13 protein-coding genes are annotated in these 20,706 nt (G+C 71.3%); 7 read left to right on the plus strand and 6 right to left on the minus strand.

Annotated features, from left to right (window positions below):
• Positions 1-702, minus strand: a complete 702-nt coding sequence (locus ACFY3D_RS06765; protein ID WP_362502529.1) for a hypothetical protein — start codon at positions 700-702, stop codon at positions 1-3.
• A 562-nt stretch (positions 703-1,264) separates the two neighbouring features.
• On the opposite strand from ACFY3D_RS06765, the gene ACFY3D_RS06770 reads away from it, so the two are divergent.
• Positions 1,265-5,869, plus strand: a complete 4,605-nt coding sequence (locus ACFY3D_RS06770) for an FtsK/SpoIIIE domain-containing protein (protein ID WP_389975824.1) — start codon at positions 1,265-1,267, stop codon at positions 5,867-5,869.
• A 130-nt stretch (positions 5,870-5,999) separates the two neighbouring features.
• Here ACFY3D_RS06770 and ACFY3D_RS06775 read toward each other — a convergent pair whose 3' ends face one another.
• Entirely contained in the window at positions 6,000-6,272 is a 273-nt protein-coding gene (locus ACFY3D_RS06775; RefSeq protein ID WP_350946392.1) for a WXG100 family type VII secretion target, read from the minus strand.
• Between the two features lie 498 nt (positions 6,273-6,770).
• Here ACFY3D_RS06775 and ACFY3D_RS06780 point away from each other — a divergent pair, with 498 nt between their 5' ends.
• A complete protein-coding gene (locus tag ACFY3D_RS06780; RefSeq protein ID WP_389975827.1) occupies positions 6,771-8,528 on the plus strand; it encodes an acetyl/propionyl/methylcrotonyl-CoA carboxylase subunit alpha in 1,758 nt (585 codons plus the stop codon).
• 280 nt (positions 8,529-8,808) lie between these two features.
• Positions 8,809-10,179, plus strand: a complete 1,371-nt coding sequence (locus ACFY3D_RS06785) for a hypothetical protein (RefSeq protein WP_389975830.1) — start codon at positions 8,809-8,811, stop codon at positions 10,177-10,179.
• Positions 10,180-10,529: 350 nt separating this feature from the next.
• On the opposite strand, the gene ACFY3D_RS06790 is transcribed toward ACFY3D_RS06785, so the two are convergent.
• From ACFY3D_RS06790 to ACFY3D_RS06800, 3 genes are all read right to left on the minus strand, one after another.
• Complete coding sequence (locus ACFY3D_RS06790; protein WP_389975833.1) at positions 10,530-11,519, minus strand: LacI family DNA-binding transcriptional regulator; 990 nt, start codon at positions 11,517-11,519, stop codon at positions 10,530-10,532.
• Positions 11,520-11,530: 11 nt separating this feature from the next.
• Positions 11,531-14,326 carry a glycoside hydrolase family 3 C-terminal domain-containing protein gene (locus tag ACFY3D_RS06795; RefSeq protein ID WP_389975836.1) on the minus strand — a complete coding sequence of 932 codons (2,796 nt, stop codon included), beginning with the start codon at positions 14,324-14,326 and terminating at the stop codon, positions 11,531-11,533.
• A 325-nt stretch (positions 14,327-14,651) separates the two neighbouring features.
• Entirely contained in the window at positions 14,652-15,857 is a 1,206-nt protein-coding gene (locus ACFY3D_RS06800) for an ROK family transcriptional regulator (RefSeq protein ID WP_362896279.1), read from the minus strand.
• A 213-nt stretch (positions 15,858-16,070) separates the two neighbouring features.
• Between ACFY3D_RS06800 and ACFY3D_RS06805 the strand changes: the two genes are divergently transcribed.
• The 4 genes from ACFY3D_RS06805 (at position 16,071) to ACFY3D_RS06820 (ending at position 20,222) form a co-directional block, all read left to right on the plus strand.
• Complete coding sequence (locus ACFY3D_RS06805) at positions 16,071-17,765, plus strand: extracellular solute-binding protein (RefSeq protein WP_389975839.1); 1,695 nt, start codon at positions 16,071-16,073, stop codon at positions 17,763-17,765.
• Positions 17,758-18,792, plus strand: a complete 1,035-nt coding sequence (locus ACFY3D_RS06810) for an ABC transporter permease (RefSeq protein ID WP_389975841.1) — start codon at positions 17,758-17,760, stop codon at positions 18,790-18,792. The genes ACFY3D_RS06805 and ACFY3D_RS06810 overlap by 8 nt, the downstream gene beginning before the upstream one ends.
• A complete protein-coding gene (locus tag ACFY3D_RS06815) occupies positions 18,789-19,688 on the plus strand; it encodes a carbohydrate ABC transporter permease (RefSeq protein WP_389975845.1) in 900 nt (299 codons plus the stop codon). The genes ACFY3D_RS06810 and ACFY3D_RS06815 overlap by 4 nt, the downstream gene beginning before the upstream one ends.
• A gap of 78 nt (positions 19,689-19,766) precedes the next feature.
• Positions 19,767-20,222, plus strand: coding sequence for a hypothetical protein (locus ACFY3D_RS06820; RefSeq protein ID WP_389975848.1), 456 nt, complete (start codon positions 19,767-19,769; stop codon positions 20,220-20,222).
• Positions 20,223-20,315: 93 nt separating this feature from the next.
• Here ACFY3D_RS06820 and ACFY3D_RS06825 read toward each other — a convergent pair whose 3' ends face one another.
• Positions 20,316-20,627 (minus strand): MerR family transcriptional regulator, encoded by a 312-nt coding sequence (locus tag ACFY3D_RS06825; protein ID WP_389975850.1) that lies wholly within the window; start codon positions 20,625-20,627, stop codon positions 20,316-20,318.
• Between the last annotated feature and the right edge of the window lie 79 nt (positions 20,628-20,706).

A 20,706-nucleotide genomic window follows, 5' to 3' on the forward strand; every position in this document is an offset into this window, starting at 1 on the left:
TCAGCGCGCTCCCGGCAGCTCGGCGAGGGCGATCTCACCCGCGGAGGCGTACGCGACGATCTGCGGTGAGACGGAGCTGTCCACGATGATGGTGACCAGGCCGTTCGCCCCCGTCCTGCCCGGCGTGCCGATCTGGTGGACGAGGGCGCTCTGCGCCAGCACCCGGCTCTCCCTGTCGGCGCCGCCGCCCTTGCTCGGCACGTGGACGACCTGGACCCGGTCGCCGCGCTCCAGGGTGCCCGGTGTCTGGCCGGGTTTGAGCGCGAGGCCGACCTGGGCCTTGCCCGGGCCGAGCTCCCTGCTGGAGGAGACCACCATGTCGCGGGTGAGGAGCGTGCCGGGCAGGAGGGTGACGCGGGCGAAGTTCTCGGTGACGCGGGCGCGCTGGGACCAGGCCACGTAGCCGATGCCGGTGTCGGCGATCTGGACCTCCTTGAGCATCGCCTCGGTGAAGGGCTGTCCGGCGCCGATCTGCTGGGAGACGGCGATCGCCGAGACGCGGTCGCCGCTGCGCAGGACGAGCAGCGTGGTGGCGAGGGCGCCGCCCAGGATGAGGAGGACGGCGAGGGCGGCGAGGGCGGGTTTGCGCTCGCGTGGGGGCACGGGGAGCTTGCGCGACGCCGGACCCGACAGGGCGCCCGCCGAGGTCTGACGCTCGGCGTTCACCGGGACGCGGCCCGTTGGCTTCTCACTGGTCCTCATGGGTTAGGGGGACTCCCAGAGTGATCAAAATATGGGGAACTACTGGTCGAATTTACGCCATTATGCGCACCATGCGGACGGGCTGTCGGACAAAAGCCAGGACCCATGCTCGTTTGATAGGAACACCGCTGTCAACGCCACTTCAGAAGAAGATGTCCGTTTGGCTAGCTGACGGGAGGCTTATCCGGGTGATATGGACGGTAATTAACTCTCGCACCAATCACCCCAGCTTTTTCACCCCTCATTCCCGTGTCCGGCATGCCCGCCCCGCAAGGGGATGCCACCGGTTTCCGGATCCGGAGCGGAGCACGCGACTTCCCCCCGGTTCTCCGAACAGGTTTTCCACAGCCCCGCATCACGAGCAGGTCACCGCCCCGAAGCCTCCGAAGCGACAAATGCCCACTTGAGACGGTATAACCGGCCATCATCCCCAGGCGGTTATCCACAGGCTTTACCGTTTTCCACATACCGGCGGTGAGTCACGACATTGCCGCGAACACTCCCACCGGGATGGTTTTCCCTCTGTACGGTGGACCCGCGGCCCGACCCGAGGAGAGCGGCGATGCGAATCATGCTCACCGTGCTCAGCGAGCACGCCGACCGCGATGTCGTGGTCGAGGGCGACGAGACGACCACGGTGGCACGACTCGCGGAGTCCCTGGCGGGCCAGGGCGGCGAGCGACCGAGCAACGTGGTGCGGCTGACGCGCAGCAAGGCCCCGTACGGGCTGGATCGCGACTCCGCCGGGGCCGAGCCCCCGACGCTGTGGATGGACGGCCGCCCCCTCGACCCCGCCGCCCCCGCGCTCGGCCTGCTCCGCGACGGCGACCTCGTCACCCTCGACCGCTCCCTCGCGACGGCCACCCTCGCCGAGGAACCCGGCGGGATCGTGGAGATCCGGGTGGTCGGCGGACCCGCCGCGGGCTCCGTGCACCGCCTCAGCCTGGGCGTGCACACCATCGGCTCCGACCCCGCCTGCTCGGTCTCCGTGGCCGACCCCCGGCTGCCCGCGCGGGCCGCGGTGGTACGGCTCACCCCGGACGCCATCACCGTGGAACCCGGGGAGGGCACGGCGCCCCTGCTGGGCCGCGACCCCCTGGAAGGCCCGCTGCCCTGGCCGGAACACGCCCTGCTGAGCTGCGGCGGCACCGTGCTCACCCTCAAGGCGGTGGAGCCGCCCGACGCCCACCTGGACGCGCAACCCGACGGCGGGCTCGCCTACAACCGGCCGCCCAGGTTCCGGCCGCCGGGCGGCGCGCGGCGCTTCGAGGTCCCGGCCGAGCCCAGGCGGGCGGAGACGATGCGGCTGCAGCTGCTCACCGCGTTCCTGCCCGCCGCGCTGGGCGTGGGCCTCGCCATCGCCCTCAAATCGCCGTACTTCCTGCTGTTCGCGTTCATGACACCACTGATCATGATCGGCCAGTGGTGGAGCGACAGGCGGCACGGCCGCAAGCAGTACCGCCAGCAGCTCAAGGAGTACAAGCAGCGGCTGGAGGTCTTCGAGGCGGCCGTGGACCGGGCGCGCGCCGACGACGAGACCGCCCGCCGCGCCGCCGCGCCCGACCCCGCCGAGGTGCTGCTCACCGTGACCGGCCCCCGGCGGCGGCTCTGGGAGCGGCGCGACCACGACCCCGACGCGCTGCGGCTGCGGGTCGGCCTCGCCGACCTCCCCGCCGACCTGGAGTTCACCCCCGAGCGCTCCGCACCGGCCGACGCCCCGCTGCCCGCGCCGCCCACCTGCCAGGCGGTACCGGTGGCGCTGGCCATGCGCCGCCTGGGCGTCGCCGGCCTCACCGGGCCGAGGAACACGACGGCGGGGGTGGCGCGCTGGCTGGTCGGCCAGGCCGCCGCCCTGCACAGCCCGCGCGACCTGGCGATCGTCGTCCTGTCCGCGCACGGCGACGGCGAGGAACGCTGGAACTGGGTCCGCTGGCTGCCGCACTGCGCCCCGCGCGGCGGCGAGGACTGCGTGGCCCTGGTCGGCACCGACCCGGAGAGCGCGGCCCGCCGGGTGAGCGAGCTCGCCGCGCTGATCGACGAGCGCCTCGGCGACGACGCCGCCGCGGGTCCCGCGGCCAAGCTGGGCCGCATCCCGGCCGGCTGGGGCGACCTGGGCGGCGGCGCGGGCACCGGCGCCGACCAGTTGTACGCCGCCCCCGTCTACGACGAGCGTCCCTACGACGTGCTGGTCGTGCTCGACGGCGCGCAGGCGCTGCGCGCCCTGCCCGGCATGCCCCAGGTGCTGCGCCAGGGTCCCAGGGCGGGCGTCCACACCCTGGCCGTCGACGGCGACCAGCGACTGCTGCCCGAGGAGTGCGCCACCGTCGCCGCCGTGGAGGCCGACGGCACGGTGCGGCTGCGCGGCGGCGGCCTGGACGACCTCGGCGAGATCCTCGCCGACCAGGTGACGTCCGCCTGGTGCGACAGGCTGGCCCGCTCGATGGCGCCGATCCGCGACGTCAGCCGCGACGACGCCGGACTCGCCCTGCCGGACTCCGCGCGGCTGCTGGACCTGCTGGAGCTGCCCTCGCTCTCCGGCGCGGCCCTGACCGGGCGCTGGGGACGGGCCACCGAGGCCGTGGTGGGCGTGGGCCCCGAGGGGCCGTTCTCCATCGACCTGCGCAGGGACGGGCCGCACGCGCTCATCGCGGGAACCACGGGCGCGGGCAAGTCGGAACTGCTGCAGACCCTGATCTCCTCGCTCGCGGTGGCGAACCGGCCGGACGAGATGACGTTCGTGCTCATCGACTACAAGGGCGGCGCCGCGTTCAAGGAGTGCGTGCGGCTGCCGCACACCGTCGGCATGGTGAGCGACCTCGACGGCCACCTCACCCAGCGGGCCCTCGCCTCGCTCGCCGCGGAGATCCGCCGCCGCGAGCGCCTGCTGCTCGCCGCGGGGGCGAAGGACATCGAGGACTACCACGAGCTGCGCGACACCCGCACCGCCCGCGCCTCCCGCGACCTGCTCGTCGCCGGAGGCGGCCCCCAGGTCAGGCCGCTGCGCGGGCGCACAGCGGCCTCGGCGGCCTCTGCGTCTTTGGAGCCCCCGCCGCCGCTGCCCCGGCTGGTGCTGGTCATCGACGAGTTCGCGGCCATGGTGAGCGAGCTGCCCGACTTCATGACCGGGCTGGTCGACATCGCCAGGCGGGGACGCTCGCTGGGCATCCACCTCATCCTCGCCACCCAGCGGCCCGGCGGTGTGGTGACCGCCGACATCCAGGCCAACACCTCCCTGCGGATCGCCCTGCGGGTCACCGAGGCGTCGGAGTCGGCCGACGTCATCGACCGCCCCGACGCCTCGTACATCCCCAAGTCCGCGCCCGGCCGCTGCTACGTGAAGTCGGGCGCGGGGGCGGCGACGTCCGTGCAGACCGCGCGGATCGGCGGCCGGAGTCCCGGCGCCTCCGGCGGCGAGGTGAGGGTACGGGTGACGGAGGTCGGCTGGCAGGCCCTGGGACGGCCCAGGCCGGTCCACGCCGGGGCCGAGAGCGGCCACGTCACCGACCTCTCCCTGCTCGTCGACGCCCTGGTCGAGGCGGCCCGCCTGGACGGGGTCGCCGAGCAGCCGAGTCCCTGGCTCGAACCGCTCCCCGACCTCGTGACCGTCCCCGTCCTTCCCGCGACGCCCGTGCTTCCCGATGACGCGCCCCGCGCCCTGCCGTACCGCGCGGGGGTCGAGGAGGTGCCGCCGCTCGCCTTCGGGATCACCGACCTGCCCTGGGCACAGGACCGGCGCGCGCTCGCGCTCGACCTCGCCCACGGGGGGCACCTGCTCGTCGCGGGCGCCTCGCGCAGCGGTCGCTCCACCGCGCTGCGCACGCTGGCCGGGGCGATCGCCGCCGGAGCCTCCCCCGACGACGTCCACCTGCACGCGATCGACTGCGGCTCGGGATCGCTGCTGCCCCTGGTGGCGATGCCGCACTGCGGGGCGGTGGTGACCCGCGACCAGCTCGACCGGGTGGAACGGCTGCTGGCCAGGCTCCGCGCGGAGGTGGGACGGCGCCAGCAGCTCCTCGCCGAGGCCGGGTACGCCTCGCTCGCCGAGCTGCGCGCCGCAGAGGACGGGCCGCGGCTGCCGTGGCTGGTCCTGATGCTCGACCGGTGGGAGGGGTTCGTCGCCGCGTTCGAGGCGTACGACTACGGGCGGCTGATCGAGTCGCTGATGCAGCTGTTGCGCGAAGGCCCCGCGGTGGGCCTGCGGGCCGTGGTGACCGGCGACAGGTCGGCGCTGATCGGGCAGATCTCCACGGTCTTCGACGACCGGCTGATCCTGCGGCTGGCCGACCCCACCGACTACGGCCTGGCCGGGCTGTCCATCAAGGACCTGCCGGCCACCCTCGCGCCGGGCCGCGCGCTGTCCACCGGCGAGCACGGCACGATCGAGAGCCAGATCGCGCTGCTGTGCGACGACCCCTCGGGACCGGCGCAGGTCGCCACGCTCCAGGCACTGGCCCGCTCGGCGCCGAAGATCACCGCGGAGCCGCCGATGCGGGTGGACGCGTTGCCGATGCGCGTCACCGCCGCGCAGGTCCTGGACCTCGTGCCCTCCTTCCGGCCCCCCTCACCGCTGTGGGCGCTGCTCGGCGCGGGAGGCGACTCGCTGGCACCGCTCGGCGTCGACCTGCTCGCGCACGGCCCGGCGGCGGTCGTCGCGGGTCCGCCCAGGTCGGGCAGGTCGACGGCCCTGCTGACCGCCACCCACTCGCTGCTCTCCCACGGCACCCCCGCCGTCCTCGTCACCCCTCGGCGCAGCCCCCTGTGCACGCTGGTGGACACCCCCGGCGTGCTGGCCGTGCTGGACTCGGGCGGCGACCTGCACGAGGCCGTCGCGGGGCAGGACCGCTACGTCGTGATCGTCGACGACGCCGAGCTGATCTCCCCCGACTCCCCCCTGGGGACCGCGCTGGAACAGGTGTTGCGCAGCGGCAGGGACGGCGAGCACGGCCTGCTCGTCGGCGGCACCACCGGCGATCTGACCACCGCCTACCGGGGGTTCGCGGCCGAGGCCCGCAAGGGCAGGACGGGCCTGCTGCTCGCGGTCCAGAGTCCCGCCGACGGCGACCTGTTCACCGTCCGCCTGCCCCGCGGCGCGGTCGGCGGCCCTCCCGGCCGCGGCCTGCTCGTGACCCTGGGCTCGGTCACCCCTATCCAGGCCGCCGTCACATGAGAGGCCGCCGTCGTACGACGGTTCGTCATCGCACGAGAGGCCCTCGTGTCGGCGCACTCTCCGCTGTCGATGCGTCTAGTACGGAAATGCCCCGTCCCTTGTGGGACGGGGCATTTCGGCGGACCGTTTTCTAGCGCGTGGCGGACTCGATATTGCCGCGGTAGGTGTTGATGACCCGAGAAGCCTCGGACAGCTCCTCGGACATGCGCTGGAAAGCGGCGCGGTAGTTCTGCCAGGCCTCGCTGAAACGCTGGGCACCGGGCCCCGTCCAGGCGGTGCCGACCTTCGCGGCCTCCCGGTCGAGGGCGGCCACGGTGGCCCTCACCTGGTCGGCCTGCTGGGTGAACTGGGTGGCCATCTGCTGCATTTCCGCGGGATTGCCGCCGAGCAAGTTCTGGCTCATGCCAGTCTCCTTAGGATCGGTGTCGGGGAGAGTCGGTCGCCAAACGAAAACACGATAGGCGCAAGGATCACAGAGGTGCCCGGGTTATGCCAAGCGGCTATGGACGTTCCCTCGGTGGCCGAGAGGCTAAACGTTCTCCATTGCTGTGATTTTTCGTAATTCAGAGGGGTTATAGGACTGTTATGCGAGATCGCGGTGAAGGGCGGGACCTCGGGATCGGCCGGGTGGGGCTCCTCCGCGCCCCGGCCGGGGCCGAGACCGGGACGAGGACCGCGACCGCGACCGAGGTCGAAACCGAGACCGGGGTCGGGGCCGGGGCCGGGGCCGGGGCCGGGGCTGAGAGCAGGGGCAGGGGCAATATCGGAAACGAGACCCGGGGCATGACAAGGACTGCGGGACCCACCCACCCCTTGCCGTCAGGCGACGCCTACACTCCGTTGAAGGCCCGCCAGTCCTCTCCTCCGCACGTACTGGCACGTACTGAAGGGAACGACGTCGGTGCACAAGGTCCTGATCGCCAACCGTGGTGAGATCGCCGTACGAATCGCCCGTGCCTGCAAGGACGCCGGGCTGGCCAGCGTCGCCGTCTACTCCGACCAGGATCTGGACGCGCTCCATGTCCGGGTCGCGGACGAGGCCCGCGCGCTCGGCGGCGAGACTCCCGCGGAGACCTACCTCGACGTCGGAAAGCTGCTGGGCGTCGCCGCCGAGGCCGGAGCCGACGCCGTGCACCCCGGCTACGGCTTCCTCGCCGAGAACGCCGCCTTCGCCCAGGCCGTGATCGACGCGGGGCTGACCTGGATCGGCCCGCCGCCGGCCGCGATCACCGCGCTCGGCGACAAGGTGCAGGCCCGGCACATCGCCCAGAAGGTCGGCGCGCCGCTCGTGGCGGGCACCACCGATCCGGTCTCGGGGAGCGAGGAGGTCGTCGCCTTCGCCGCCGAACACGGCCTGCCGATCGCGATCAAAGCCGCGTACGGCGGCGGCGGGCGCGGGCTGAAGGTCGCGCGCACCCTGGAGGAGATCCCCGACCTGTACGACAGCGCGGTCCGCGAGGCCGTCACCGCCTTCGGCAGGGGCGAGTGCTTCGTCGAGCGCTACCTGGACCGGCCCCGGCACGTGGAGACCCAGTGCCTCGCCGACGCCCACGGCACCGTGGTCGTGGTGTCCACCCGCGACTGCTCGCTGCAGCGCCGCCACCAGAAGCTGGTCGAGGAGGCACCGGCCCCGTTCCTGTCGCCCGAGCAGCTCGACCTGCTCTACACCAGCTCCAAGGCGATCCTGCGCGAGGCGGGTTACGTCGGCGCCGGCACGTGCGAGTTCCTGGTGGGCCAGGACGGCACGATCTCCTTCCTGGAGGTCAACACCCGTCTGCAGGTCGAGCACCCGGTGACCGAGGAGGTCGCGGGCATCGATCTCGTACGGGAGATGTTCCGCATCGCCGACGGTGAGGAGCTCGGCTACGGCGACCCTGTGGCGCGCGGCCACTCGATCGAGTTCCGCGTCAACGCCGAGGACGCCGGGCGCGGCTTCCTGCCCGCCCCCGGCACGATCACGAGCATGAGCGCCCCCTCGGGTCCCGGGGTGCGCCTGGACGCCGGCTACGAGGCGGGCATGACCGTTCCGCAGTCCTTCGACTCGCTGGTCGCCAAGCTGATCGTGACCGGTGCGACCCGGCGGCAGGCACTGGAGCGCTCGCGCAGGGCCCTCTCGGAGTTCGAGATCGGCGGCATGCCGACCGTGCTGCCCTTCCACCGGGCCGTGGTGGACGACCCCGCGTTCACGGGCGAGCCGTTCTCGGTGCACACCCGGTGGATCGAGACCGAGTTCGACACCGTGATCCCGCCGTACGAGGGAGAGCCGGGCACGGCCGGGGAGCCGGCCGAGCGGGAGCGGATCACCGTCGAGGTGGGCGGCAAGCGGCTTGAGGTGGTGCTGCCCTCGGGATTCGCCGTCGGCAACGCCGCGGGGGCGGGCCGCGCGGCCTCGAAGGCGCCGCGCCGGAGCGGCGGCGGGGTGGCGGGGAAGGCCGCGAGCGGCGACTCCCTGATCAGCCCGATGCAGGGCACGATCGTCAAGATCGTCGTCGCCGACGGCGACATCGTCGCGGCCGGTGACACGATCGTCGTGCTCGAGGCGATGAAGATGGAGCAGCCGCTCGCCGCCCACAAGGCGGGTACCGTCACGGGACTGGCGGCGTCGGTCGGCCAGACCATCTCCTCCGGCGCCACGATCTGCGAGATCAAGGACACCTGAGCGCGCCCGCGGGCCACGGCCCGGTGAAGCCACGGTTCGGTGGAGCCACGGTTCGGCAGGGCGGGAAAAGGGACCCCGCGAACCCGCGCCGGGCCGGGGACGCGTGCGCGTACCGGGTCGAACCGGGCGAGGACGGGCGCCAGGCCGGGAGGGGCAGGGTGACGATCCCCTACCGAGGTGGGCGGGGGACGCCTGACCCGGCCCTGAAGGGGATACGGTCGATGAGTAGGGAACTCTGTCGTCCACTCATTCGTCTTCAGGACGAAGGAGGCTTTCTGCCGTGACCATCACAAAAGCCGCGCCAGGTCGTTTCGGTGCCATGATCATGGCATTGTTCGTCGGGCTACTGGCCATGTCCATGATCGCCCCGGCGGCCCACGCCGCGGCGCCAGACCCCAGTGCGATCGTCTCTGAGCTGACGGACGGGGACAACTTCTACGCCGATCCCGCTGCGGGTCTGCCCACCAATGCCGTCGACGCCATGCGCAAGGCTGCCGACGAGACTTCCTCCGTCTACGTGGCGCTGCTGCCCAAGGGCTCGATCAGCAGCCAGTCCCAGGCGAGGACTCTGTTGAGTTCGATCCTCAAGGGCGTCGGTTCCAAGTCCGTCGTCCTGGTGATGAGCGGCACCACGCCGTTCGGCGTCACCAACATCAAGGGCGTCGACGTCGACGAGCTGCTCGGGCGGGCGAAGACCGCCTCCAGCCCGACCGACAACGTGATCAACTTCATCAAGCTGGCCGACGCGGCGGCCGTCGGTGGCGGTGCCCCGGCCGGCTCCTCGGACTCCTCCTCCGCTTCCTCCAGCCCTTCCGGCGGCTCCGGCACGGGCGTGCTGGTCGGCATCCTGGTGCTCGCCCTCGCCGGTGGCGCGGGCATCTTCTTCTACTCCCGCAAGAAGAAGAAGCAGCGCGAGGAGCGCGAGGCCGCCGAGCTGGCCGCGGTCAAGCAGACCGTGGACGAGGACGTCACCAAGTTCGGTGAGGAGATCACCGACCTCGACACCGACGTCAAGCTGCTCAACGACGGCGCCGACCACCAGCAGGACTGGCAGCGCGCCCTCGACTCCTACGAGCGGGCCAAGCTGGAGCTCGCGGCGGTCAACCGCCCCGACGAGCTCCGTGGCGTGACCACCGCGCTGGAGGAGGGCCGCTACGCCCTCGCCTGCGTGAAGGCGCGCGTCAACAACCAGCCGCTGCCCGAGCGACGCTCCCCGTGCTTCTTCAACCCGCAGCACGGCCCCTCCGTCCGCGACGTGCGCTGGGCCCCGCCCGGCGGCGCGCTGCGCGACGTGCCCGCCTGCGCGGCCGACGCGGAGGCCGTCGAGCGCGGCTTCGAGCCGCAGGCGCGTGAGGTCATGGTCAACGGTCAGCGCCGCCCGTACTACGACGCGGGCCCGGCCTACCAGCCCTACGCCCAGGGCTACTACGGCGGCTTCGGCGACGTCATGACCGGCATGCTGGTCGGCACGATGATCGGCAGCATGATGAGCGGCGGCTTCGGCGGCTACGGCTATGGCGGCTACGGCGGCGGCGACAGCAGCGGCGCCACCGACTTCGGCGGCGGAGGAGACTTCGGCGGTGGGGGCTGGGGTGACTTCGGCGGCGGAGGCGACTTCGGCGGCGGTGACTTCGGCGGCGGCGACTGGTAGTCGTTCCGCGCGGAACACCCGGCAGAAGCCGAACAGGTAGGACAGTACGCACGCAAGACCGGCGGGCGCGTTTCCCTTGGGGGAGCGCGCCCGTCGCCGTTGAGAGGAAACAGGGGGTTCGCCGGGAAAACCTTGGCGGGAAGCCGCCGGGTCGGGCGCCTCAAGAGCCGTCGAGGACGGTGAGAACCTCGGCGCAGGGCGCCTCGGATGCCGTCGCGGGCGGTGGGGCCTCGGAGTGCGGGGAAACCGTCGGAAGGCAGCGCCTCGGATGCCGTCGTGGATGGCGATGACCTCGGCGAAAGGCACCTCAGGAGCCGTCGGGAGCGACGAGGACCCCGGCGAAAGGCACCTCAGGTGCTGTCTCGGACGGTGAGCCTCGGCTGGAGCAGGGTGCCGTCGGGGACGGCGCGGCCTTCGAGCTTCTCCATGAGCAGCCGGACCGCCTGACGGCCCACCTCCTCGGCCGGGATCAGCACCGAGGTGAGCGGCGGACTGGAGCGTTCCGCGATGTCGTCGGGGCAGATCGCCACCACGGCGACGTCGTCGGGCACCCGCCTGCCGTACTGGCGCAGCGCCCCCAGCACGTGACCGACCGCGGCCTCGTTGTGCACGACCAGCCCGGACAGGCCCGGCCTGCTGTCGAGGAGCTCGGCGATCGTGGTGGAGACCTGGTCGAAGTTCTCCTCGCACGGCAGGGCCACCCCGGTCAGGCCGGTCTCGTCCACGGCCGCGACGAAGCCCTCCCGGGTACGGCGGGCGAAGCCGGTGCCCCGGTCGTAGACGACCGAGGGGGCGCCGAGCAGCGCGACCTCCCGGTGCCCGCGTTCGGCCAGGTGCTCCACGCAGAGCGCGCCCGCCCGCGCGAAGTCGAGGTCGACGCAGGTGAGGCCGGCCGAGTCGGCGGGGAAGCCGATCAGCACGCTGGGTTCGGCGAGATCCCTGAGCAGCGGTACCCGGCTGTCGTGGAGCTCCACGTCCATCACGACCAGCCCGTCGACCAGGGCGCTCGCCGCCGCCCTGCGCAGCCCGTCGGAGCCCTCGTCGGCGGTGAGCAGCAGCACGTCGTGGTCGTACCTGCGCGCGGCGGTGACCACCGAGGTGGCGAACTGCATCAGCACCGGGACGTGCACGCCCGCCCGAAGGGGCAGTACCAGCGCGATGACGTTGGCCCGCTTGCTGGCCAGGGCCCTCGCACCGGCGTTGGGGTGGTATCCGAGGACCCGCACGCTGTCGAGCACCCGGCGCCGGGTGTCGGCCGAGATCGCGCGCTTCCCGCTGAGCACGTACGACACCGTGCTCACGGCCACTCCGGCGTGCCTGGCGACCTCGCTGATCGTCACCGCCCGCCCGCTCACGTGACCGCGCCGAAGCTCAGGGAGGCGAGGGTGATCCCCGCGTTCTCGAACACCACATAAAGATCGTGGACTCCCCCGGCCTCCGCAAGCCCGGCGCGTATCTCGGCGAGGTCGTAACGGCCCGCGCGGGGAACGGGGAGGTCGCCGACGACGGGCCCGTAGAGGGGGTCGTCCAGGCGCAGGGTGAGCACGCCGCCCTCGGCGCTGGTCGCGGTGGCCGAGCAGGACGCGGCCCCCTCCCCCAGGTCGACCGAACGGAACACGATCCACGCGCCCTCGGCGGTGGACCGTACGGCGTCGCCGGAGACCCTGGCCGCGTCCACGAACGCCACCGAGTCGTACTCGTCGTGGTCCACGGCGGCGATCGGGCCCGCGAAGGCGTCGCGCGGCGGAATCCGCTCGCCGTCCACGTGGAAGGGGGCGCACAGCCGGATGTCCCGCGCGGAGCCACCGACCATGACCTTGTGGGGTGCGTCCTCGACGACGAACCGGCCCCTGGTGACGTCCCAGAAGGCCAGTTCCGCGATGTCGAGCCCCCAGTCGACCCGGGTGCTCTCGCCGGGGGCGAGACGCACCTTGACGAAGCCCCGCAGGTGGCGCAGCGCCTGCTTGACCCGGGAGCGCCGCTGGCGGGTGTAGATCTGGACGACCTCCACCCCTTCGCGGGAGCCGGTGTTGGTGACGGTGACCGAGGCGGTGAGCCTGCCGCCCTCCACCGAGACGGCCAGGTCGGCGTACTCGAAGGTGGTGTAGCCGAGACCGTGCCCGAAGGGGTAGAGCGGGGTCCCCCTGAAGTACTGGTAGGTCGCGTCGGTGGCGATGATGTCGTAGTCGAGCAGGTCGGGCAGCTCGCTCGCCGAGCGGTACCAGGTCTGGGTGAGTCTCCCCTCGGGGTCGGCGTCGCCGAACAGCACCTCGGCCAGCGCGTGGCCGTACTCCTGGCCCCCGTGCGAGGACCACAGCACCGCGGGCGGGTCGTCGCCGTCCCAGCTCACCGGGTAGCCGCTGCTGATCACCATCACGGTTCTCGGGTTCGCCTCGCGCACCGCCCGCACCACGGCCTGCTGCGCGGCGGGCAGCGCGAGGTCGAGGCGGTCCTCGGTCTCCCTGCCGTTGACCAGAGGGTGGTCGCCGACGACCACCACGGCCACGTCCGCGGTCGCGGCGAGCGCGGCGGCGGCCTCGGCGCCGCTCACCACCCGCTCCACGGTGAGCCAGGCCGCGGCGTCGGCGTCGTCGGCGAGACGGAAGACCTCACCGTCGAAGGCGAGGTAGCGGCCGGTGGAGATGTGCCGGAGCGCGAGCGCGCCTCGGGGGCGGTCCTCGGTGCGGAAGGTCTGGCGCACCTCCCAGCCGTTGGGACCCGGCTGGTCGTTGACCAGCACCCCCTCCTCGTCGACGGACAGGTGGCGGCCGGTCGTCACGGCCCGCAGGGCGTAGCAGCCGCCGCCCCAGTCGAACAGGTCGAACAGGTCGGGCTCGCCGCCGAGCCCGAGCGGCCCGCCGTCGGGGTCGGCGACGACGAAACGGCCGTTCGTTCCTTCCGCGCCACCGTCCACCGAGATGGTGATCCGGTCCACGGCCTCGCAGAAGACGGTCTCGCACCGCTCGGCGAGCCCTGCACGGGCGGTGACGGCGTACGGGAGGGTCCCCGAGTACCAGTCCTCCATGAGCGTGTCGCCGAGCTGGCCGATGACCGCGATCCTGCGCACCGAGGCGTCGAACGGCAGGAGGCCGTCGTTGCGCAGCAGCACGATCGAGCGCCGGGCGGCCTCGCGGGCGAGGCTCTGGTGCTCGGGGCAGTTGACGACCGCCTCGTCGATGTCGTCGTACGGGGTGGTGGGGTCGAACTCGCCCAGCCGGAAGCGGACGGACAGCGCGTGTCCCACGGCGGCGTCGACGTCCTCCTCGGTGAGCAGGCCGCGCTCCAGCGCGGCGCGGATGTGGCCGAGGGTGGCCTCGGAACGGTCGTCGTCCTGGGTGAAGCTGTCGAGCCCGGCCCTGATCGCGTGGGCGTACGCCTCGGGCAGGTCGTCGTGGTATCCCTGCGCGCCGGTGAGGTTGCCCGGCGCGTACGCGTCGCTGACGACGAGGATGTCGTCGGGCGCCCATGCCCGCAGCACCTCCTCGATCAGCGGGCTGAGGTGGGCGGGGCGGCCGTTGACCAGGTTGTAGGAGGGCATCACGGCGACCGCGGCGCCGCTCTCCAGCGCGGGCCGGTAGGCCGGGAGTTCGTACTCGCGCAGCACCCGGGGCGGCAGTTCGCTGGAGGTGACGCAGCGGTCGGTCTCGTTGTTGTAGCCGAGGAAGTGCTTGAGGGTGGGCGCGGTCTTCAGCACCGCGGGATCGCTCCCCCGAAGGCCGGACGCGTACGCCGTCGCCATGAGGCCGGTCAGCCACGGGTCCTCGGAGTAGCCCTCCTCGTTGCGGCCCCAGCGGGGGTCGCGCAGCGGGTTGACGACCGGAGCCCAGACGTTGAGCCCCGCCCCCGTCGGATCCTTGTGGTGGAAGGCGAGGACCTCGTCGCTCGTGGCCTCGCCGACCCGCCGGACCAGATCGGGGTCCCAGGTGCTGGCCAGCCCGATCGCCTGCGGGAACACCGTCGCCGGACCGAGCCAGGCGAGGCCGTGCAGCGCCTCGGTGCCGGTGCGGAACAGGCCGACCCCCAGGCGGGTCACCGGCTGCTGGTACTGGTGCAGCAGCCCGACCTTCTCCTCCAGGGTGAGCCTGCCCCGCAGGTCCGCGATCCGCCGCGCGAGGGGGAGTTCCGGGTCACGGAACGGTTCGTTCATCGGGGACCATCCCTTTGAGAGCGTCGAAGCGCTTCGACTTTCCGGCGTGGAAGGGCGCTTCAGTCGAAGCGCTTCGATAATCGGTCCGGGAAAACTCCGTCGTCACCCGCGTGCCCCGGTGTTCGTTACGCGCGTGTTTCGAACGGAGCTTCCCTGAAGGGTGCACTCCTGTGCGGCCGAGGTCAAGAGTTGCCCGGCAAACGGCCCGAATCCACCCGGATCCGGATCGGAAGAACGCCTGTCGGCGACCGAAAATCCCCGGATCCGGGTCAGCGGATCTCCTGAAAACAGCATGAATCCAACGGGCCGTCCGCCCGGACGCGGATCACGAGACCCGCGGCAGGTGACCGGCGTCCACGGAGTCGAGCACCCGGGCGGCGCCCCCCAGCGCGGCCGCCCCGTACCCGAGTGTGGAGGCCACCACCCGGCAGCCCCCGGCGTCCGGCGCGATCGTGCGTCCCGCGATCTCCGCCTCCACCGCGGGCAGCAACCACGGCGCGAGCGGCACGTAGTAGCCGCCCAGGATGACCACCTCGGGGTTGAGCAGGTTGGCCAGCAGGGCCACGCCCTTGCCGAGGTTGTGGCCCACGGTGCTCAGCACGGCGAGCGTGCGCTCGTCGCCCACGCGGGCAAGTCGCGCCACCTCTTCGAGCTCGGTCTCGACCTCGGCGGGCGAGATCGCGGCGTGTTCCAGCACGGCGCCGATCCCGGCGACGGCCTCCAGACAGCCCAGGCGTCCGCAGCGGCACTCGGCGCCGAGGGGGTCGATCTGGATGTGGCCGATCTCCCCGCCGTATCCCTGGCCCCCGCGGCGCAGCCGTCCGTCGAGGATGATCCCGGCCCCGACCCCGATCTCGCCGGTGAGGTAGATCAGGTTCGCCGTCCCCGCGTGCGGGCCGAAGCGGTGCTCGGCCAGGGCCGCGAGGTTGGCGTCGTTGTCGACCTGCACGGGGAAGCCCGGGTCACGCAGGGCCTTGGTGAGGTCGCCGCAGAGGTCGGCGTCACGCCAGCCGAGGTTGGGGGCGACGCGCACGGCACCGTCGGTGCCGATCAGTCCGGGCACGCCCACGGTGAGCCCCAGGACCTGGCGCTCCTCCTTCGCCATCCGGCTCACCACCCGGCGGACGATTCCGGCGACGGTGGCCATCGCCTGGCCCGCCGTACCGGCCGCGCCGGGAAAGGACCGGCGCCAGGACAGCAGCTTCTCCCCCGACAGGTCCACCGCGACCGCGGTGACGTAGTCGACGTTCACCTCGATGCCGATCGCCGCGTACGGCGAGCCGTCGAGCACGAGCATCGTGGCGGGGCGGCCGACGCGGTTCTCCGTCAGGCCGGTCTCCCTGACCAGCCGGCGGTCGATCAGATCGGCGACCAGGCTCGACACGGTCGCCTTGTTGAGACCGGTGGACGCCGCGATGTCGGCCCGCGAGCACGGCGCGTGCCCGCGTACGAACCTCAGCACGACGGCGAGGTTGGTGGCCCGCACGTCGGCGAAGTCCGCCGGCCGCGGGTCAGTCGTAGATGTGATCAAGGTGAGTCCCGCTCCCGCTCGGCCAGGCTGGCCCCATCATGCCCCATCGTTCACCAATCCGTGACCGCTCCCCCGTGCCCCGCGATCGGCGGTCTCTTGTGGCGGCGGCCACCCTCGACTAATTTGTTTGGTCGAAAGACGAACTAATTCTACCCCGGAGCCATCCTCCACGACACCCCCCGATCCACCACGAACCAACGAAGGGAGCGCCCCGTGAACGACCTTCCCCAGGGCGCGTTGACCAGCCGCCGCGGATTCCTCGGGCTGGTGGGGCTCACCGCCGCGATGACCGCGGGCGGCGGCCTGCTGAGCGCGTGCTCCGCGCCGAGCGGCCCCCGGCCCGGCAGCGGAGGCGCCACGGCCGCCGCGGCGGACAAGCTCACGTCCCTCACCCCCACCTACACCGCCTTCCCCGGCCTCAAGCCCGACATCCCCGGCACGATCTCCACCCTTCCCGGGGTACCCGACGTCAGCGGCGGCTTCACCTCCTACCCGGCCACGCCCACCCCCGCGCTCACCCAGAAGGCGGGCAAGGGCGGCGCCTACAAGGCGATGACCCCGCTGTGGGGCCCGCCGCCGCCCGGTCTGGCGAGCAACTCCTACTTCCAGGCCGTCAACGCCGACATCGGCTCCACCGTGGAGTTCCAGATCGCCGACGGCAACGTCTACGTGGACAAGGTCATCGCCAGGCTCGCCGCCGGGGACATCCCGGAGATCATGTGCATCCCCAGCTGGGAGATCGACAAGATGGCGGACTTCAACACCGCCGTCGACAAGGCCTTCGAGGACCTCACCCCCTACCTGCAGGGCGACAAGGTCAAGCCCTACCAGCTGCTGGCCAACCTGCCGACCGCCGCGTGGCAGTGGTCGGTCTGGAACGACAAGCTCATGGCGGTGCCGTTCCCGACCGAGCCGTACCCCCTCGCGCTGCTCTACCGCAAGGACCTGTTCGACAAGAACGGCTGGAACACCAACCCCAAGACCGCCGACGAGCTGTTCGAACTCGGCAAGGAGATCACCGACGCCAAGGCCAAGCGCTGGGCGTTCGGCGCCATCCACGAGATGATGTGGCCGACCTTCCGCATCCCGCAGGAGTGGCGGTACGAGGGCGGCAAGCTCGTCCACAAGTACGAGACCCCCGAGTACGAGCCGATGCTGGAGTTCATGCGGAAGGTCTTCAAGGAGGGGCTGGTCCACCCGAGCGTCGTCGGCAGCAAGGGCGCCAACGAGAAGGAGCTGATGGGGAGCGGGCAGATCCTGATCTACCGCGACGGGCTCGGCGGCTGGAAGGAGCTCCTGCAGCAGCACCGCGGCAGGAACCCCGACTTCGCCCTGGGCGTCTTCCCGCTCTTCGCCCACGACGGCGGCACCCCGCTGATGTACCACAACAACGCGGCGAACCTCTTCACCTTCGTCAAGAAGGGCCTGCCGAAGGAACAGGTGGAGGAGATCATCTCCATCCTCAACTGGTGCGCGGCGCCGTACGGGACCAGGGAGTACGAGCTCTCCAACTTCGGCGTGGAGGGCAAGCACTTCAAGCGGGACGCGAACGGCATCCCCGAGGCGACCGACCTCGGCCGCAAGGAGGTCGCCTACACCTACGGCTTCCTCGGCGGGCGCCCGCTGTACGTGGACTGGGCCTTCCCCGACGCCGTCAAGCTCAACATGGAGTGGCAGAACGCGAGCTTCCAGTATCTGGAGAAGGGTCCGTTCGACGGGATCAGGATCCAGAAGCCGTCGAAGTACTCCGGTCTGCAGGTCCCCACCGAGGACAAGTTCACCGACATCATGCGGGGCCGGCGGCCGGTGAGCGACGCCAAGCAGATCGTCACGGAGTGGCGGCGGGACGGCGGGGACGAGGCCCGCGAGTTCTACATGAAGGTCCTGCGGGACAACGGCCGTGCTTAGGACCGCCCCCGAGGACAGCGAAGGGACCGGGCCGGCGGGTGACCTGACCTCACCCGCCGGCGCCGGCACCTCCAAGGATGTCCGCAAAAGGGGTCCGAGGACAAGCCGGGCGCGCCCACAACCCTTCATCGCGCGCCTGAAACGTGACTGGCAGCTACTCCTGATGACCCTTCCCGCCATCGGGCTGCTCATCCTGTTCCACTACGTCCCGCTGCTCGGCAACGTGATCGCGTTCCAGGACTACTCGCCGTACGTGGGCATCGGGGACAGTCCGTGGGTGGGGTTCGCCAACTTCCACTGGCTGATGTTCGACGCGAGCTTCTGGGACGCGACGATCAACACCCTCACGATCACCACGTTTCAGCTGATCTTCTACTTCCCCATACCGATCCTGTTCGCCGTGCTCCTGGACAGCGTGGTGCGGCCCCGGCTGCGGCTGTTCATCCAGAGCATCGTCTACATGCCGCACTTCTTCTCGTGGGTGCTGGTGGTCACGCTGTTCCAGCAGATGTTCGGAGGCGCGGGCCTGCTCGCGCAGACACTGCGGGACCACGGGTACGACGGCATCGATCTCATGACAAATCCGGATACGTTCATCGTGCTGGTCACGGCGGAGACGGTCTGGAAGGACGCCGGCTGGGGAACGATCATCTTCCTCGCCGCGCTCGCCGCCATCAACCAGAACCTCTACGAGGCCGCCGCCGTCGACGGCGCGAGCCGCTGGCGACGGCTGTGGCACATCACCCTGCCCGGCCTGCGCCCGGTCATCGTGCTGCTGCTCATCCTGCGCCTCGGCGAGGCGCTGAACGTCGGCTTCGAGCAGTTCTTCCTGCAGCGCGACGCGGTCGGCAGGGAGGCCGCCGAGGTGCTGGACACGTTCGTGTACTGGCGCACGCTGCTCACCGGCGAGTGGAGCTACGGCGCGGCGGCCGGTCTGGTGAAGGGCCTGGTGGGGCTGGTGCTGATCCTGGTGGCCAACAAGGTCGCCCACCGATTCGGCGAGCAGGGAATCTACAAACGATCATGACGACTCTTCCCCCCTGGGCCGAGCGGCCCAGCCGCGTCGGCGGGCTCCTCAAGGGGTTCGTCCTCACGCTCATCGTCGCGTGCGTGCTCTTCCCGATCTACATGGTCGTGCTGACCAGCCTGTCCACCCAGGAGGCGGTGACGGAGGCCGGCGGCCTGGTCACCGTGCCGAACGGGCTGTCCTTCGCCGCGTACGAGGAACTGTTCGCGGGCGGCGTGGTGACCAGGTCGGTGATGGTGAGCCTCGGCGTCACCCTCGTCGGCACCGCGATCAGCCTCACCGTCACCGTGCTCGCCGCCTACGGCCTGTCACGGCCCGGCTCGCTGCTGCACCGGCCCATGCTGTTCCTGGTCCTGCTCACCTTCCTGTTCGGACCGGGGCTGATCCCCAACTATCTGCTGGTCAGCTCGCTGGGACTGATCGACACCTACTGGTCGCTCATCCTGCCGGGCGCGGTCACCGCGTTCAACCTGGTGGTGATGCGGGCGTTCTTCATGAACATCCCCGAAGAGGTGACCGACAGCGCCCGCATCGACGGCGCGAGCGAGTTCCGCATCCTGCGGACGATCGTGCTGCCCATGTCGAAGGGCGTCACCGCCGTCATCGGCATGTTCTACGCGGTCGGCTACTGGAACTCGTTCTTCAACGCCGTCCTCTACCTCAACGACAACGCCAAGTGGCCGCTGCAGGTGGTGCTGCGGCAGTACGTGCTCCAGGGCCAGTCGCTGATCGTCGGACAGACCGGCGTCGGCACCATCGCCGGGCAGTCACCACCGCCGAGCCTCGCCATCCAGATGGCCATCGTCGTCCTCGCGCTGCTGCCGGTGCTGTTCCTCTACCCGTTCGTCCAGCGGCACTTCACCAAGGGGGTCATCATCGGCGCCATCAAGGGGTAGGCCGCACACCGCCCGCGGCCTGTTCGTCGCCCAGTCGGCTCCAACCCACCCACAAGCGGCTCGGACCACGCTGTCCCCATGGGAAACGGGATCGAGAACGGTGAGAAGGGGGCCGGGTGGGCGCGGATCGGCCCGTGGACGGTGCCCTGGCATTTCGCCTGGTGGTTCACCGCCGCCCTGGTGGCGCTGGCCACGGCGCATTTCGTGCTGGACGGGAAGTCTCCGACGATCTTCAGCTTGCTCGCGCTCGCGGTCTACTTCTGGGCCTACGGTCAGTGGCGCCGCCACTTCGAGCCCGAACTGGAGTCCTCCAGCGCACAGCAATGCCTGGTCCTGCTCTTCGCACTGATCCTGGCGCTTGCCCTGTCGCCGATCGGGAACTGCGGCCCACCCATCGGGACGCTGATCCCCTGGTTCGGTGAGGACCCCACGGAATGCGGAGGTCTGGGACCGAGAACGACCCAGCTCACTCTGCTGGGCCTGCTGGCCATCCCGCTGGCGGTCTCCACCGCCGTCAGCCGCGCCCGCGGCTGACCTCGTCCACGGTTTCCGGTGCGACGTGGACCGAGCGCACCGGAACGCCCCGGCCGCAGGGCGGTCGGAGGCCGAGCGATCCGGCCGGCCGGGTCACCGGTCCTCCCTGCGGACGGCGCGCTCCCTGGCCAACTCCTCCCGCAGGTCGTTCACCTGCTGCTGCAGGACAAAGATCCGGCGTACTGCGGCGAGGGTCATGCCCTCACCGATGAGCTGAATGGCGTCCTGGAGGTCGCCGATCTCGTGGCGGGTGTAGCGTCGCTGGCCGCCGCTGGAACGGGCGGGGCGCACCACGTCGTGCTCGTCGAGCCGGCGCAGGAACGCCTGCTCCACATTGAGCATGTCGGCGACCTGGCCGACCGAGTACAGCGGGGCGTGCTCGTCGTCGAAGGGCAACCTGACCATCATCGCTCCTTTCCTGTGGGGGACGACAGGTGCGCGAAACGCACGGGGTGGGCACCGGAATCCGGCGCCCACCCCATGG

Source organism: Streptosporangium sp. NPDC000509 (assembly GCF_042898365.1).
Taxonomy (GTDB): domain Bacteria; phylum Actinomycetota; class Actinomycetes; order Streptosporangiales; family Streptosporangiaceae; genus Streptosporangium.